Source organism: Sunxiuqinia indica, assembly GCF_009847015.1.
Taxonomy (GTDB): Bacteria; Bacteroidota; Bacteroidia; order Bacteroidales; family Prolixibacteraceae; genus Sunxiuqinia; species Sunxiuqinia indica.
In genome coordinates this window covers 332245-350648 of record NZ_WVEM01000002.1, presented here as the reverse complement: position 1 = coordinate 350648, position 18404 = coordinate 332245, and the positions used below count along the sequence as shown (strand labels likewise).

General features: G+C 42.6%; 9 protein-coding genes. 7 read left to right on the top strand and 2 right to left on the bottom strand.

Features of this window, described 5'->3' with window-relative positions; translation table 11 throughout:
* Positions 1–8: 8 nt before the first annotated feature.
* From GR929_RS04735 to GR929_RS04710, 6 genes are all read left to right on the top strand, one after another.
* Complete coding sequence (locus GR929_RS04735; protein WP_159517781.1) at positions 9–3335, top strand: golvesin C-terminal-like domain-containing protein; 3327 nt, start codon at positions 9–11, stop codon at positions 3333–3335.
* A gap of 9 nt (positions 3336–3344) precedes the next feature.
* Positions 3345–4829 carry a TolC family protein gene (locus GR929_RS04730; protein WP_159517780.1) on the top strand — a complete coding sequence of 495 codons (1485 nt, stop codon included), beginning with the start codon at positions 3345–3347 and terminating at the stop codon, positions 4827–4829.
* 26 nt (positions 4830–4855) lie between these two features.
* The gene (locus GR929_RS04725; RefSeq protein WP_159517779.1) at positions 4856–5914 is read left to right on the top strand and encodes an efflux RND transporter periplasmic adaptor subunit; all 1059 of its coding nucleotides are present in this window, start codon (positions 4856–4858) and stop codon (positions 5912–5914) included.
* A gap of 12 nt (positions 5915–5926) precedes the next feature.
* Complete coding sequence (locus GR929_RS04720) at positions 5927–9019, top strand: efflux RND transporter permease subunit (RefSeq protein ID WP_159517778.1); 3093 nt, start codon at positions 5927–5929, stop codon at positions 9017–9019.
* A gap of 14 nt (positions 9020–9033) precedes the next feature.
* Positions 9034–13749, top strand: a complete 4716-nt coding sequence (locus tag GR929_RS04715; RefSeq protein WP_159517777.1) for an efflux RND transporter permease subunit — start codon at positions 9034–9036, stop codon at positions 13747–13749.
* A gap of 135 nt (positions 13750–13884) precedes the next feature.
* Positions 13885–14601 (top strand): hypothetical protein, encoded by a 717-nt coding sequence (locus GR929_RS04710; protein WP_159517776.1) that lies wholly within the window; start codon positions 13885–13887, stop codon positions 14599–14601.
* 274 nt (positions 14602–14875) lie between these two features.
* On the opposite strand, the gene GR929_RS04705 is transcribed toward GR929_RS04710, so the two are convergent.
* Both GR929_RS04705 and GR929_RS04700 read right to left on the bottom strand, forming a co-directional pair.
* Positions 14876–16714, bottom strand: coding sequence for a hypothetical protein (locus tag GR929_RS04705; RefSeq protein ID WP_159517775.1), 1839 nt, complete (start codon positions 16712–16714; stop codon positions 14876–14878).
* Positions 16715–16754: 40 nt separating this feature from the next.
* Complete coding sequence (locus GR929_RS04700) at positions 16755–17132, bottom strand: SpaA isopeptide-forming pilin-related protein (RefSeq protein ID WP_159517774.1); 378 nt, start codon at positions 17130–17132, stop codon at positions 16755–16757.
* Between the two features lie 394 nt (positions 17133–17526).
* Here GR929_RS04700 and GR929_RS04695 point away from each other — a divergent pair, with 394 nt between their 5' ends.
* The gene (locus GR929_RS04695) at positions 17527–18216 is read left to right on the top strand and encodes a Crp/Fnr family transcriptional regulator (RefSeq protein ID WP_159517773.1); all 690 of its coding nucleotides are present in this window, start codon (positions 17527–17529) and stop codon (positions 18214–18216) included.
* The last annotated feature ends 188 nt before the right edge of the window (positions 18217–18404 follow it).

Below are 18404 nucleotides of genomic sequence, written 5' to 3'. Positions count from 1 at the left end.
ACTAACTTATGATATCAATTCACAATATACGATCAATTGCCCGATACGAAACAAAGACACTGCTGCGAAGCTGGTTCTTCCGCATTTTTGCTATTCTGGCAATACTTTTTATTACATTCTTCAACTTTGGCGTATTGATCGAGTCGAACGGTGGAGCAGGCGAATGGAGCATAAAAGGGTTACCGTCAGTCATCCCGTATGTAAACCTGTTGTTTTTAAATGTCGTGCAGGCTGTTATCGCCATCTTCCTGGCTTCTGACTTTTTGAAGCGTGATAAAAAGCTGGATACAACGGAGGTAATATACATGCGTGCAATGACCAACGGTGAATACGTGGTTGGAAAAACGCTGGGGAACTTGGTCGTATTTATTGTGTTGAACCTGATTATTCTGGCAATCGCATTGCTTTTCAATCTGATTACGACAAATACCGGGGTTAACGGACTGGCCTATCTGTATTACTTTCTGGTGATTAGTATTCCCACACTGGTGTTTATTATGGGGCTCTCGTTTCTGATCATGTCCCTGATTCGCAATCAAGCAGTAACTTTTGTTGTTTTATTAGGCTATGTCGCAATCTCCTTGTTTTACCTTCAGGATAAGTTTTATTACCTATTCGACTACATGGCATTCAACATCCCATTAACTTTTTCTGATTTTGTTGGATTTGGGAATCTCACAACCATTCTGGTTCATCGGGGAATGTATTTTAGCTTTGGTGTCGCTTTTATCTTTTATACCATCCTGCTTTTAAAACGGTTGTCACATTCTGAAGTTATGCGGGTTTTCTCGTTTGTCTTTGGAACACTGGCTCTGGCGGGAGGCATTTTCCTTGGCAGCATCCATGTCGGCTCATTTACAAAAGATCGGGATTTACGGGAAGAAATGATTTCCCTGAACGATCAGTATCTGGATGCAAAGCAATTATCGATTTCTTCGTACAATATTCAATTGGAACATACCGGGGAAACAATTACCTGCACGACCAAACTGCAAGCTCTTAATGAGACCAGTGAAGTAAATTCAAAAATACTTTTTAGCCTGAATCCGGGATTGGATTTGAAGCAAATTACGATTGGTGGTAAAAATCAAGCGTTTGAGCGCAAGTTAAGTTTGGTTGAGCTTAAAAATGTCCAGGTTGCTCCGGGAGAAGAGCTTGAGCTGACTTTTACCTATCAGGGTAAAATTAACGAAGCCGCTTGTTTTCTGGATATTGACGATGAAACCAGGCAACAGGCTTATCGAAACATGATGTATCAGATTGATAAGCGCTATGCTTTTATCACCCCAAACTACGTTTTATTAACCCGCGAAGCCAATTGGTATCCGATTCCCGGAGTTGGTTTTGGGAAAGAAAACAAACAATGGATTGCCCGACAGTTTAGCGATTATCGATTAGAAGTGACCACCCATAACGGGCTAACAGCTATTTCACAAGGTGTTGTCGAAGAAGGTGATCATAGATTTGTGTTTACCAATTCTCATGCGCAGTCACAAATTTCAATAGCTATCGGTAATTATGAAAAAATTAATCAGGAAATTGATGGACTCGATTTCAATATTTACTATCGCAAAGGGCACAATTATTTTTCTGATTTCTTTGAGGAAATAAAGGACACCATTCCGAGTGTCATTACAGAAGTTCTTCAGGATTTTGAACGTGATGTCGATTTGTACTATCCGTTTGAGCGATTGTCGCTGGTTGAAGTCCCTATTCAATTTTACTCCTATGAGCGGGTTTTAACCGGTACTCGCGAGCAAATCCAACCAGAAATGATTTTGTTCCCTGAAAAAGGCTTGTTGGTTAACGAAGCTGACTTCAACGGACGGATGAATCAGCGCCGTCGTTGGGGACGCGGCGATGATGAAAACCTAACGCCTCAGGAAAAAAAGATACGCATATTGCAAAACTTTCTGGCCACTTTTACCCAGGAACAAGGAAGACCCGACATCAACCGCACACAAGGAGAACTGGAAGTTGAAGAAACCGACAACGCGCTGTATGCCTTTCCGCTATTTTACAACTATGCCTTTTATATCAGCTCAGAACGATGGCCGGTTACCGATCGTGTTTTTGAGGCCTACAAAAAGCAGGCAAGCAATAATCCCCGCATGGGCTGGATGCGCGACCTGCAAGGTATGTCGGAAGATGAACAGGGAAACCTCGCGTTGTTATCGCAAAGTTTTGAAGAGATTTTAAATGATCCGGAGCAAAAACTGATTGTCGACAATGTCATTCAATTAAAGGGCAAGGCGCTGTTTTCAATAATTAAAACCAAAGCTCAGGAAGAAGCTTTTGAAGATTTTCTATACAACTACCTCAATCAGGTTAAATTTTCAGCTTCAACCATTGATGAATTTAATGATGCCATTCAGAATGAATTTGGAATTGATCTGATTCCATACATGGAAGATTGGTTTAGCAGCACAAAACTACCGGCTTTTTTGATTGGACATGTTGATGCCGTCAATGTGCTGGATGGAGATCAGCTGAAAACCATGGTGAAATTTAAAGTGAGCAACACGGAGGATGTGGAAGGAATTATTTCTGCTGACTTTCGATTAGGAGGAGGTGGCCGTTTTGGCGGAAGGGGAGGATCTCCCGAAACCATCAGCAAATTGATTCACTTGGATGGGAATCAAACCAAGCAGGTTAGTTTTTTATTAAATGGAACTCCACGTGGGCTGAGTATCAACACCCTGACATCCAAGAATATTCCTTCAGAAATACGACTTCAGTTAGATAATATTGAAGAAGATAAAAAAGCAGTGCCTTACGAAGGCATAGCCGAAGTTGATGTGCCTGTTCGAATTGCAGAAGACAACGAAATCATTTTGGATAATGAAGATCCCGGGTTTGAAGTGAAAGGCGAAGCCGAAACCAGCTTATTGCGCCGTCTATTAATTAAGGATACAGAAAGCACCTCCAAGTATGAAGGCTTTTCAGGTTGGCGCCCACCGCGCACCTGGACATTGACAACAAACTCTGATTTTTACGGAGCCTACATTCGCTCGGCAAGCTACATCCGATCGGGTGAAGGAGATAAAATAGCTACCTGGAATGTGCCTATTCGCGATGCCGGTTATTACGATGTTTATGCCTATGTGTATAAAGATGACCGTCGCCGTCGTCGAAATAATGATGGTGAGTACCACTTCATTGTGCATCACGATGATGGCGATGAAGATGCCTTGGTTGAATTAAAAAGTGCTGAAGATGGATGGAACCATCTTGGAGGGTTCTATTTTTCACCGGATACTGCAGTAATTGAATTGACAAACCAGTCGGAATCGCGAATGGTAGTTGCCGATGCCGTTAAATTGATAAAACAATAATTGATACCTATGAAACTCATTTTCACAAAACTTAAGATTCTTATTCTGCTGACGGCTTTTCCCGGAGCATTGGCTTTTGGGCAGCAGCTTTTGAGCTTGGAGAAAGCGCTGGATATTGCTTCACACAACAGCCCGGATATTCGTATTTCGCTATTAAATTTGGAACGTTCGCAGGAATCGCTCAATGCCCAAAAAGCAGCGCTGAAATCGCAGTTTACCCTCAGCCTCAACCCGGTGGATTTTAGCCGAACGCGTTCGTTCGATGATTTCTCATCCACCTGGTACACCAACGAATCATTTGGTTCATCGGGAACCTTTACTGTTTCGCAACCTGTTTTATGGACTGATGGAACCGTGCAACTAGTGAATCGGTTTGGCTGGCAAAAAAATATCAACGATGTAGCCAATCGGGAGGATCGGGCCTTTACCAACAATTTATACCTTAGCCTCAGCCAACCTTTATTTACTTACAATCGGCTCAAACTTCAACTAAAAGAACTTCAGCTCGATTTGGAAAACTCGAACCTGAGTTATGCCATGCAAAAACTGAATCTGGAAAAACTGGTTACCCAGTATTTTTACAATGTGTATATGGCACAAATGAGCTTAACGATTGCCATGGATGAAATGGAAAACACGAAGAAAAGCTACGAGATAACCAAGAATAAAGTTGAAGCCGGGTTGGCAGCCAGAGAGGAGCTTTACCAGGCAGAATTGAACTATGCAACAGCCGAGTCGGGTTTGCAAAACAAGCGGGTGAGTTTGGAGAATTATAAAGATCAATTCAAACAATACATCGGCATGGATATTTTCGAAGAAATTTCGGTCATGACCAATGTCGACGCAAATGCTGTTGATGTTGATCTAAAAAAGGCAATCGATTATGGGTTGGCTTCCCGGATGGAACTGCGCCAGCGAGAGATTGATATTGAAAATTCGCAGTTTGATTTGATTCAAACAAAAGCAATGAATGAGTTTAAAGGCGAGATGAACCTTTCTGTTGGAATAATCGGTGAAGACCGCGTTGTTGGTAATGTATACAACAATCCAACGAACAATCCCCGAGTGTCTCTTTCATTCAATGTACCACTGTTTGACTGGGGTGAGAAAAAGTCTAGAATTAAAGCACAGGAAGCAGTTCTGCAAACACGTGAACTCAATCTTGAAAATCAGGAAATACAAATCGTGATTGATATTCGCCAGGTTTACCGTTCGCTTCAAAACTTAAAAACACAGATCGACATTGCCAGGCAAAACGAAAAGAATGCTCAGTTAACCTACGAAATTAATCTGGAACGCTATGCCAACGGCGATCTGACCAGTATGGATCTGAACCTCTATCAAACACAGTTATCGGAGAAAAAAATGGCTTACGCACAATCTTTAATCGATTATAAAATCGAGCTGTTGAATCTGAAAATTCAAACCCTTTACGATTTCGAAAAAAATCAAGGCATTGTTCCTGAAGAATTAATGAAGAAAAGTAATAACTAAAACCATCCATCATAAAACGCAAATCAATGAAAATAACGAATTTCTATATCATCAGTATTGTTGCGCTGCTCGGCTTGTCAGCCTGCAATAATCAAAGCGCTGATTCGGAAACTGAAGTGGCTATTCCTGTTTCGGTTGAGGATTTAAAACCCAGCTTTATTGAGCAAACAATAAATACCACCGGAACAGTGACCGCCACTCAGGAGGCCACATTGACTACGGAGATGGGCGGCCGCTATTATTTAGCCACCAATCCCCGCACAGGAAAACCGTTCCGCTTGGGCGACCAGGTTGCTAAAGGGCAGGTAATTGTGAAACTGGAAGATGAAGAATACACGAATAACTTAGGCCTGGAGGCGAAGGAACTGAACCTAAAAATATCAGAACAAACTTACACCAAGCAAAAATCGCTCTTCGATAAAGGCGGTGTAACCCAAAGTGAATTAAGCAATGCCGAAGTGTCGGCTGTAAACGCCCGCGATAGTTATGCACTAGCCAAAATTCAGTTGGAAAAAATGAAAGTTCGCGCACCGTTTAAAGGAGTCATCACCGAATTACCACATTTTACGGCAGGAACCAAAGTGCCCAGCGGAACAGAGGTTGTTAGCCTGATGAGTTACGAACAACTCCAAATGGAGGTTAATTTGCCCGAAAAATACATCAACAAAGTTGAGCAAAACCAAAACGTAAGGGTTATGAATTACACCTTGCCCGAAGATACGTTGCAGGGAGTTGTTCGCGAATTATCTCCGGCAATCAGCACCGAGACCCGAACATTTAAAGGAAAGTTGAGCATTGAGAATGAAGCACTCAAGCTGCGACCGGGAATGTTTGTTCAAGCTGAAATTATTCTTGATCGACGCGATAGTGTGATTGTTATTCCGAAAGATGTCATTGTTTCGAACCAACGTGGAAAATCTGTTTTTATCGTACAAAAAGGAACCGCGGAACAAAAGCAAGTAACCCTGGGATATGAAGATCAGGATAAAGTGGAAATCACTTCCGGCTTAAAAACAAACGATCGTCTCGTGGTGAAGGGATTTGAGACCCTGCGTGACCGTTCCAAAGTAAAAATCATCAAATAGAAAGGAAATACCGTGAAGAAGTTAAGCGAATTTTCGGTCAACTACCCGGTTACTATTCTGATGATGGTACTTGGAGTCATTTTACTCGGGTACATCTCGTACGATAAGCTGGGTGTCGATCTGTTTCCGGATTTGAACAACCCCCGCCTCTTTGTTGAGCTGCAGTCGGGTGAGCGTCCGCCGGAAGAAATGGAATCCCAGTTTGTGGAGAATCTTGAAGCACTGGCTATCCGGCAATCAGATGTTGTTCAGGTTTCCTCGGTATCAAAAGTTGGCAGTGCCCAAATTACGGTCGAATATGCCTGGAACAAGGATATGGATGATGCTTTCCTGGACTTGCAGAAAGCAGTAACTTCATTTGCCCAAAACCGGGAAATTGATGAGATCAACATTACCCAGCACGATCCGAACACATCACCGGTAATGCTTTTGGGACTAAGCAACCCATCCATCGACGATATGAATGAGCTGCGCAAGGTGGCTGAAAACTACATCCGCAATGAGTTGATCCGCCTGGAAGGGGTTGCCGAAGTTGAAGTTTCGGGTGATGAAGATGTCGAAGTTTTGATTGAAACCAATGAGTACCTGTTGGATGCCTTTGGACTGACATTGGATGAAATCAGCAATCGGATTGGAAGTTTCAACCAGAGTATCTCAGGCGGAAGTATTGAAGAAATGGGATTACGTTACGTGGTGAAAGGCGTAAGCTTGTTGACCGATATTGACGATTTTGAAAACGTCATTGTTGGATATAAACAAGTGATGGCAGATAATACAGAGGCAGCCTATGCCCCAATCTATTTGCGCGAAGTTGCCAAAATCAGTTTCCAAAACAAGGAACCCGACAACATCGTTAGGTTAAACGGGAAGCGCTGTTTGGGGCTTTCAATTTATAAAGAAACGAAATTCAATACCGTAAAAGCGGTTGATGAAATCAATAAAGCCATTGTTGATGTTGAAAAAGCGCTGCCGGGCTACCAGTTGCAGATGGTAACCAACCAAGGAAGTTTTATCAGCGATGCGATTAACGAAGTGGAGGAATCTGCTTTGCTTGGTATCTTGCTCGCAGTTATCGTCTTGTTTATTTTCTTGCGTCGCGTAGGAAGCACGTTAATTATTAGCATCGCCATCCCAATTTCCATTATTGCCACCTTCAACCTGATGTATTTTAACGGTTTGACTTTAAATATTATGACCTTGGGAGGGCTGGCTCTAGGAGCCGGTATGTTGGTTGATAATGCTATTGTGGTGATGGAAAATATTTTCCGAAATCATGAGTCGGGCATGTCGGTGCGCGAAGCTGCAATCACCGGAACCTCGCAAGTTAGCGGAGCCATTACGGCATCAACCATTACCACCATCATCGTATTTTTGCCTATCGTTTATCTGCACGGTGCTTCGGGCGAATTGTTTAAAGATCAAGCATGGACAGTAGCCTTTTCGTTGGTATCCTCGCTGGCCGTGGCCATTTTGGTAATTCCCATGTTGTTCGATCTGTTTTATAAGAAAAAGAAGCGGACAGTTAAGAATCGTTCGGTACAAGTAAAAGGTTATGGCCGTTTTTTAGCGAAAGTATTAAAAGTAAAGTGGCTGGTCATTCTGTTTGCTCTTGCTTTGGTCGGTGCATCAGCGTTATTGCTTCCATTTATTGGAACTGAATTTATGCCGAAAACGGAGACACGGGAATTTAGTATGGAAATCAGAATGCAGGAAGGAACCCGGATCGAGCGAACAACTGCGGCCGTTGAAAATCTGGAACAAGTGGTTGCCGGGTTGTTGGGCGAAAATCTGGAGACCGTGTATAGTCACATTGGCCCATCAAGTGGGATTAGCAGTTCGGCTTCAGCAATTTTTGAAGGTGAAAACACAGCCACTATTAAACTCATTCTAAAGCCTGAAAGTAGCATTGCTTCATCAGCGGCAATTCAAAAAATCAGTCATGCGATTGGTGAAATTCCAGGCATGGAAATAAGCTACCAACAGGATGAGACTGCGCTGAAAAGCATTATGGGAACCGATGAAGCTCCGGTGGTGATTGAAGTAGAGGGCGAAGATCTGCAAGTCATTGAATCGTTAACCGCAGAAGTCAAGGGCTTAGTTCAGAATTTGCCGGGAATGTACAATTTTGAATCATCAATGGAAGAAGGTTCTCCCGAAGTTGAGATCGTTGTAGATCGACTGCGGGCCGGGATGTATAACCTAAGTGTTAGTGATATCGTGTCGCAAATTCAAGCACAGTTAGAAGGGAAAGATGCCGGTCAGGTTAAGCGTCAGGGAGAAATGCAGAACATTAGCATTAAGCTACCGGACAAAGGCTTATCGCAAATTGAAGAATTAAGAATCACCAGTGGCGACCAGGAATTTATGGTGAATGAGCTGGCTGAGATCCGAATCGGACAATCGCCTAAAGAAGTATATCGGCGTAACCAAAGTCGGATTGGAAAAATATCTGCTCAACTGGAAAAAGATGTCCCCTTGGATCAAGCGGTCAGCAAAATTCGAGAAGCCATCGAGCCGTTGAGTATTCCTCCGGATTACAAGGTAAACATCAGTGGGGAAGAAGAAAAGCGACAGGAGTCCATGTCGAGCCTGAGCTTTGCCTTGTTATTATCCATCGTTTTGGTGTACATGGTTTTGGCTTCGCAGTTTGAATCGCTGCTTCACCCATTCACCATCTTGCTGACCATTCCGTTGGCTGTGGTTGGCTCTGTTTTGGTGTTCTTCCTGTTAGGAAAAACACTTAACATTATGGCTTATATTGGTATCATTATGCTAGTCGGGATTGCGGTGAACGACTCCATCATTTTTGTCGATCGCATTTTGCAGCTTCGAAATGAAGGCATGCAACGTATGGAGGCCATTTTACAAGCCGGGCAACAACGGATTCGCCCAATCATCATGACCAGTTTAACCACCATTCTGGCTTTATTTCCATTGACTTTGGGAATAGGCGAAAGTGCATCGTTGCGTTCACCAATGGCTTTGGCGGTTATTGGAGGATTGGTTACGTCAACCATATTGACCTTAGTGGTTATTCCATGTATGTACGAAGCCATTGAAGCCATCAGAGACCAGTTTAGAAAAGAGCCAGAACCAATTGGATAATTGAGGAGATAACGATGAAATTTATAATCGATAGAAAGACCCTGATCAGCATGTTGTTTATTGGATTGACCCTTTTGGGGTACGTGTCCTATAAACAGCTGGGCGTTGAATTATTGCCCAATGCGGAGCTGCCTTTTTTATTCGTTCAGGCAGTATCTAACCAGGAGGCTGACCCCGAATATCTTGAAAACGAAGTCGTCATCCCTATAGAAGGTGCTGTTGGCACCCTGGAAGGTATCGAGTCGCTGGAGTCGAATATCACCTCCCGAATGGGAACGGTCGTTGTTTATTACCAGAAAGATGTTGACTTCAGTTTTGCCTACCTCAAGTTACAGGAAAAGATAAACGAGATACAAGGGGACTTGCCGGACGGTGTGCGTGTTAGCGTAAATCGTGTTGACCTCTCACAAATGAACAACCAGTTTATGGAATTGCAGGCTCGCGGAAGTGGTGGAGTCGATCGGGTGCGCAATATTGTTGATCAGGAAATAGCTCCTGACCTGGAAAATCTGGATGGCATCGCGGGTGTCAATGTGTTTGGTGGCCGTGAAAAATCCATCGAGGTTATTCTGGATATGGAAGCCTGTGAAGCATACAATATTACACCGGCACAGGTTCGTTCGTTGCTTTCTCAAAACTCACAATCACGCACTTATGTGGGCAATCTGAAAGAAAGCGATAAACTCTACTTTGTACATGTAACTGCCGAATACGATCGGGTTAGTGAGCTGGAAAACCTGGTGGTATCTGATGGACCAATCTTGCTAAAAGATATCGCAAAAGTTCGTTTCGGTGTAAAGGAAGAAACAAGCTACAGCCGGGTGAATGGGAAAGATGCAATTACCATTCGTTTGATCAACGATTCGCAGGTCAACCAAATTGAGCTATCGCATAAAACACAGGAGCTGGTTGAAAAACTTAATAAAAAGCTGACCAGCAAGGACGTGGAGTTGTTTATTCAGGATAACTCCGCTGAAACCATGGAAAACAATATCGACCAAATCATCAACCTGGCTTTGGTTGGTGGATTGATGGCCGTGTTTGTACTGTGGATGTTTTTGCGAAATGTACGTATCGTGGCATTTATTGCGCTGGCGATTCCGATTTCAGTATTCACTGCCTTTAACCTGTTTTATGCCTACGACATTACCCTGAACAGCCTGACACTGGTTGGTATGGCGCTCGCCATTGGTATGCTGCTCGATAATAGTGTCGTGGTACTTGAAAATATTTATCGACTCGCCGGAAAAGGAGTAGATCCCGATTCGGCGGTCACGCAAGGGACATCCGAAGTTTGGCGTTCTATCCTGGCAGCAACCTTAACAACGATTACGGTGTTCCTGCCCTTTGTTTTTTCAACCAATTTCATGATTGAAATGCTGGGAAAAAATGTCGGTATTTCCATCATTTCAACCTTGCTGGTTTCGTTGGTTGTAGCATTGCTATTGGTGCCAATGGCAGTCCACCATATTCTGAAAAGAAAACGCGGCAAAGAGATTTCATTTGAAAAAGTGACCACCAACAACCGGATGGTGCAGGTTTACTTATTGCTACTGAAATCGTGTATGCGCTATCCTACAAGTACTGTTTTGGGAGCTGTCGTTATTTTCTTCATTACCATTTTTGCCAGCTTGGCTATTAGTGTCAGCTCACTGCAGGAAGTTGAAGAAGACCAAATTCAATTGTATGTGACCATGCCATCGGGATCGAGCCTTGAAGTGACAGACGAAACAGTAACTAAAATTGAAGAAAAACTGGCAGAGGTTAACGAGAAATTGGATGTGGTGAGTACCATTGAAGAAGAAAAAGCAGTTGTTTCGTTAACACTGGTTGAAGACTATGAAAAAGTTGATGGTCGGTCATTTGCCGAAATAAAGTCAGCTGTAAATGATCTGACAAAAAATATCGGTTCAGCCGAAATCTCCTTCGAACAAAGCCAGTCGAGTGGAGGTGGTGGCGGAGGTTTTAGTGGTGGCCGCAATATGATGGGCAATTTTCAACGAATGCTGGGAATTGGTTCCGAAGAAGAAAAAATTGTATTGAAAGGTCAGGACTTTGTCATGATGCAAACCATTGCCGAAGACATTGAATATTTTCTGGATGACCTGGATTTTATTAACCGTGTGAGATTGAATGTGTCGGACAACCGACCGGAAGTCCACATGCTGTTCGATCCGTTGCTGATGACAGAATACAACATCAGTATGGGACAGGTGGCTAGCGAGCTGAATTCCTTCTCAGGCGAAATTTCTACCGGCGTACAGTTTAATCAGGGAGTAGATGAATACGAAATCATTATCAAGCAAGGCGAAGAAGACCCACTGGAAGAAGATACGCGCACCATGGATGACTTGAAAGTTTTGCAGGTAAGTGATGCCTCGGGAGGCTTGCACGATTTGCAGGAGTTTACTCAGTTGGTCTATGCTCGGGGGCTGGCAGGAATCAATCGGGTAAACCAGGAAAAGCAAATTGAAATTACCTACAGCCTGATTAATGAAGCTCAGCAATCGAACGATTTGCTGGAATCTTACCGCTACGAAATCGATGCGCTGGTTGCCAATTACAACTTCCCTTCAGGGGTGGCCGCTGAAGTGATCCATGAAGAGGACGATCTTGGCGAATTTAAGTTTTTAATCTTGGCTGCCATCATTTTAATTTTCATGATTCTGGCATCAGTGTTCGAATCTTTTGCAACGCCTTTTGTTTTGTTGTTCTCCATTCCGCTTGCGGCAATCGGTTCGCTATTGGCTCTGATTATTACCGGCAACAGTCTTTTTAATGCCAATACGATGATCGGCTTCCTGATCTTATTGGGTGTGGTGGTTAACAACGGGATCATTCTGATTGATTACAGCAATATCTTGCGCAAGCGAGGATATCGACGTTCCCGGGCATTAATGACAGCCGGATTGTCGCGGGTTCGCCCCATCTTAATTACAGCCATTACTACCATTGTTGCTATGGTGCCACTTGCCTTGGGTCAAGCCGAATATGTGAGTGTGATTGGCGCACCCTTTGCCATCATTGTGATTGGCGGGTTGGCATTAAGCACCGTGCTGACCCTGATTTTTATTCCAACGTTTTATTCGGGACTGGAAAGTGCGTTGGAGTGGTTTCACCAGTTGGATTGGAAACTGAAAGCCTTGCAACTGATTGCCATAACAGGTGTCTTATTCCTGATTTACTCTGATGTGGATTCCTTAACCTGGCAACTGGTTGATACCGTTTTGGCGGTTGTTTTAATTCCCGGCACCACTTGGTTTGTGCTGAATAGTTTGAAGAAAGCAAGTGCTCAACTTATCGCACCGGACGAAAAAGTGCATATCGTCATTCAAAATCTGGTGAAAATATACGACCGCCCCAGCCGTTTCGCCCGCGAGTGGACCGGTGGCCTCAACATCCGCCGACGAGCCGGATTGGAAAAAGACTTCCGCTCCATTCGCGAGTTTGATCAGCTGATCTGGCAATTGCCACTGTTGGGCTTTATGATCTATTTTACCTTTTTCTACTTAGGTGCCGCTTTCTGGATTAGCTTTATGATGATAATCGTTTACTTGTACCTGAACCAGATCTGGAAACCGATTACCATTTATTTAAACCATCGGCACCAGGAAACAAACCGAACTGTTTTCAAGCAGATTAATAAATTAGGCAAGCTGTTTCTTTATTGGTTGTTGCCTTTAATTGGATTGATGATTCTCTGGATGAAAACAGACGTTATTGGTTTGGTCATCGCATTTGGTGCCTTGTGGTATTTGGTCTTGCTAATTTCAGCTACCGCCAAACGGCTTTACGAAGAAAAAATAAACATTGAGCGAATCACCGGCCGTTTTGGTACGCTGAGGCGGGCAGTCTTTCGGTTGGTAAAACAAATTCCGGTGATTGGAAAACGTCGGGTTCCTTTTAAGGCACTCAATGGGGTTTCGCTGGAAATTGGAACAGGAATGTTTGGATTACTTGGGCCCAATGGAGCCGGTAAATCAACCATGATGCGGATTATTTGCGGAATTTTTGAGCAAAGTTACGGCAAGGTGTGGATCAATGGTATTGATACGCAAGAAAAGCGCGAAGAACTACAGGGCTTGATTGGCTATTTGCCGCAAGAGTTTGGAACCTATGAAAATATGCCTGCGCAGGAGTTTTTGGATTATCAGGCACTGTTGAAAGGACTAACCGATGCCAGGCAGCGAAATGAGCGAATCGAATATGTGCTGAAAGCGGTTCATATGTGGGAAAAGCGAGGCGATAAAATCGGCTCATTCTCCGGTGGGATGAAACAACGAATTGGAATTGCACAAATCCTGCTTCATCTGCCTAAAATTTTAGTGGTGGATGAACCAACTGCCGGATTAGATCCGCGTGAGCGCATCCGTTTCCGAAACCTGTTGGTGGAGTTGAGCCGCGAGCGGATTGTTATTTTTTCAACCCATATTATTGAGGATATTTCAAGCTCTTGTAATCAGGTTGCCGTAATCAACCGGGGTCAGGTAAAATATCATGGCACCCCAATAGAAATGGTGAACCTGGCAGATAATCTGGTTTGGCAATACGATGTGCCTGCTGCTGAATTTGATAAGATGCCCAACAAGCAAATGGTAACACACCACATGCGGGTAGGCGAAAATATAAGGGTACGCCTGTTGAGCCATGAGAAACCAGCCGATGATGCTGTAGAGGCCAAGCCGGTACTGGAAGATGCATATTTATGCTTGATTAAAGACTTGAAGTAATGGAAGGCTGGTTGACATACGACGTGGAAGAAATCATTCCGAACTTGTTTCGAAATCCGCCAGTTATTAAAAAGAAGATCCTGAAACAAGTTCAGGATGACTTGATCAATTAATTCAAATTTATTGATAAAAGACATGAACACACTCAAACTTAAAAATACGCTCAACCTGATTGGCAAGATGATTCAATACAATTTCCGAATCATTTTTGGTGGCCGTTTTATCTGGTTCTTGCTATCAGCCTTTGCATTTTATGTTTTTATTGCCATTATGGCTGTGTGGAATGGAGAGTTACCTGACGACGAATTTGTTTACGGCGCACTTACCTTTCCGGCCATTCTGCTTATTTTTTATCCCATGACTTTTGGCATCCAGAATGATTTAGATGCCGGGATTCTGGAAATCCTCTTTGGAATTCCGGACTACCGTTATAAGGTTTGGCTGGTGCGGTTGGTCCTGGTGTTTGTATTGGTTTTTTTCTTGCTGCTTGGTTTTGCCGGTGTTAGTTCTATCTTCTTAACCCGTGTTGATTTGCTGGAGATGAGCTCGCAGCTGATGTTCCCGGTTTTCTTTTTAGGAAGCATGGCGTTTATGTTTTCTACGATCATTAAAAATGGGAATGGAACAGCAGTTGTCATGGTTATTTTTGGTGTAATCTTTCTTGTTTTTGCCGACGCTCTGGAACGAACATTTTGGAATGTTTTCCTAAATCCATTCAATGTTCCTCGCCGTATGAATGAAGTGATGTGGGAGGGTATTGCGCTGAAAAATCGAATTTTTCTGGTAGTTGGGGCATTGGTGTTTGTGCTGTATGGACTGTTTAACCTGCAAAAACGCGAGAAGTTTATCTAAGTCGGCTTATCCGGAAGATTCGATTCCTTTGCCGGGAATTGGATGAGTTGCTCCAGTCGTTTTATTAGCTTACCCCTCATCTTATCAACTCATTTCCCTTTTATCGTTTCTTCCGAAGCATCAAACAGAGCAGCTCTTCCCGCTCCGTCTGTTGCAGGAAGATGCAGGGCTTTCCTCCACGAACAGGAATCTTCCAAAACAGACTTACAGCAATAAGCACCGATTTATCCAAAAACCATCGGGATAAATCGGCGCCATTAGTATATGTTGTTTATTATTGAGCTACTGTTGTAGTTGTAAATGTAACCTTGCCTTTTTCAACTAAATTACCATTTTTAACACTACAATATGGTTCGTGGTCTCCGATACTTGTAGGGGTGTAAGTATTTGTTGTTTTTCCTGTTACTCCTGTTACAGTGACAGGATATTTCCACGTTCCTCCTGCTCCTCCTTCCCATATAACAAACATTAGTGGGGCCGGTAGTGTAAAAAAATCTTCCACCTTTACTTCAACTTCCTTTTCTTGTCCAACGACGGTTTTGCTGAAATCGTTGTCCTTCACCAGGTTCATAGAGCCGGGCGTGTGCCAAACAGGAATTTCTGGAGTCAATGGAATCTCCGGAATATCCAGATGTTTATTGGCAAAACCTAAAAAGTCAAGCCAAATTCCGGCTTTTAATCCCACTTTCGTTCCCAATGCAGATCCCCATCCAACGTAGCCCTTAGGAGCCTCGGTTGTGTCTGTCGCACTAATACTCTCGCCTGCTCCCATACTCAAGGTATTGATCGCATGAACCGGTATGGCTATTTCAGGACCGGCCATATCGTCGATGCTAAAACCTAAACTTGGCCTTATCGAAAAGTTCTGTACAAACTTTGCCATTGCCTCATACCTGATGGGACGTTGTTCCAATTTTACATTTGGAGTTTCAAATCTATGTATGGTTCCATATTTATGATCAAAATCTACCGTTACATATGGCTTTGAGTGGTGCACATGCCAGTCCTTATAAATGGCGGAGAAATTGGCTCCAACTTCAATCTTTGGTAACGTTGTGGTTAATTCTAATCCGGTTACAGCTTTTACTTCACCACCCAATTCAAAATCAAGCTCTAAAACAAGTTCACATTCAATATGAATGTGTGTTGGAACACACCCCACGGGAAAGACAAATCCCAATACCTTTGGATCAAAAAGCGGTACATCCTCATCTACGACAGGCACAGTACCTGTTGCTTCAACTCCAAGATCTGCCCACAAACTAATCTCCGTATCCTCAGCATCTACTACAAACGAAGCCGTAACGCCATCCACCGCGCTCACCTTTCCTACAAATGGCAAATGAGTGTTAAAGCTTCTGGTATGTTTATTAATAGAATAATCGGCTTTCAAATTTGTATATAATGAAAATCCAAAATCCTCCAGACCAACTGTCATTGGTAGTTCCGGGACATAAAACTGAGTGTTAAACTGGTGTTCGAAGCCCACTTTCCCGTTTTGCGTATTTGCTGATTTTATTGTTTTAAGCGGCATATTGTCTTGTACCGAGAAAAGCGTAATTTTTTTGTCACCATCCATTATATACATCTCTGACGGGTGTATCCGACCACTTTCATCGGTTAATGCTTCGCTAAGTTCCTCCTGACTTAAATTTGAAATGCTTTTCGTCGATAGTTGTTCGTTGCTAAAGTCCGGACTAAAATCGAACTTGATTTTAGCATTATCATAGACATCATGGATAGAGCTTTTCTCTGTTTGCAAAATGTATTTTCCGCTGTTTGTTTCAACGCCGGTAACTTTGCGAACAAGTGCTTTTTGCTCCATATTGATATGCAATACCGCACCGGTATCCAATTCAAAAACAACGCCTAATTCGCAAGCTTCATCAAATTGCATTACGCCTGTTGCTTCGTCGAACAAAACACCTTGCTGACCATCGTGAGTCATTGAGCTATTTTCCAAAACAATTACATTGTCATTCAACACCAGTCGTTCTCCTTGATCATAAACGATCTCTGGCTCTTCGGTTACATAGTCCTTTTTACACGAATTGAAAACAGTTGTTAACCAAAGCATTGAAAAAATCAATAATGCATTACATGTATATTTCATATTAAACTTTTTTGTCGTTAGATGATTTTTTAGCAGGTAATTAATAGTCAATAGGTTCATCAATTTTGACCACGACTTCGAATCGTTGTCCTGATTGTATCGGGTTTTTTGTAGCAGCCACGTCGCTGGTGTTGTCCAGGCCACCCTTCTCTACATAAAAGTAGTACCGTTGTTCTTCAAGGTCTTCGAAAAATACTTGACCAGTCTGGTCTGTTTGAAGAGTTTTTATTGGATCTACTTTTAGATACAAATCATCTTCGGTGTTGTACAGTGTAACATTTGCCCCCTGTACAGGGACCAAATACTCACTTATCACATTGATAATTAATTGAGGATTCGATTCCACATACTCCGTTTTCTTACAGCTGAACTGTAAAAAAACTAATCCCAACAATAATCCGATTTTTAGTTTTTTCATACTTAATATAATTTGGTTGATACTGCAAAATAGCACAAAGAAATTTACTGGCATTTACCATATGGTAAAAAATGATCAAGCAGCTCGGATTGTCGCTATTTAGAAGAATTAAAAGTAAGCTTCATGAAATAAATGGAACGACTTCTTTGTCTACAATTGATTTAATGACAGCATACTGGAGTCCAGTTGTTAACATATTTAATGCTTTTGAGTTTTCCCGATCGGTCTGTTTTATGCGTGTGATATAAGTAATTGCCAGTTGACTGATTCCAGACTGATCCGTTGAGATGGAGAAATGTGCTTACAAAATTTTAAATGAATGGTAATTTTACAACGGAAAAGTTAATTTTGTGGTGGAATATATATCGTATAAAAATCATCGCTGACAACAAACATGCAGCCTTTAAACAAAGAAGACTACCCCCACTATCGCGACCAACTTCGAGTGTTTATCAATGCAACGAGTCCTATTTCTGACTCTTCGTGGGATAAAATGTGCAGTATTATGAACTTCTGGCGGGTAAAAAAAGGAGTCCGCCTGTTGGACTATATGGAAGTAGAAAGCGCTGTTCGATTTCTGGGAAAAGGCATTGTAAAGTGTGAAGACCACTATAATGACAAAACGTTTGTGTATGATTTTCGGGTAGCTCCCATTATCTTGTCAGAAACGGTCTCTTTACTAAATAGCACCCCTTCCCGCATCACATTGGAAACCATAACCGAATGTGATTTTATCGAACTTCCCCGCAATCCTTTTGTGGAGATGCTCTTTAACGACATTGATCTCACTAAATTTTGTGCTGTTGGTGTGGTCAACTATCTAGGCATGACACACTACAAGCAGGCCTTATTGCGCACGCTGGATGCCCAGCAAAGGTACAAGCACTTCCTTCGGGAGTTCTCTAGTGTGGCTCTCAAAGCCAAGCTAGAAGATATTGCCTCATACATTGGAGTTACCCAACAAAGTCTAAGCCGAATCAGAAAAAATGTTACCTGGGACAAAAATGAAAAAGAATTGGAAGCACTAAGTAGCGAATTAGAAGTCGTGCATGGAAAATTGCAACAGCATAAGGTTGATGATTAATCCCGACTGAAAGACTTTAAACTCATTGAGCAATGATGCTTTGCCAATCCCCTGCTTGTCGCCGCTGATCCCGGTCAGAACTTATTAACCGGATTCTTTTTTTTTCGTAAATACAATTTCGATTCATTCCCCGCTGACAAACTGCAACCTGTGTTTTTTAATTACATAAACACTTTTGCAAACAAACC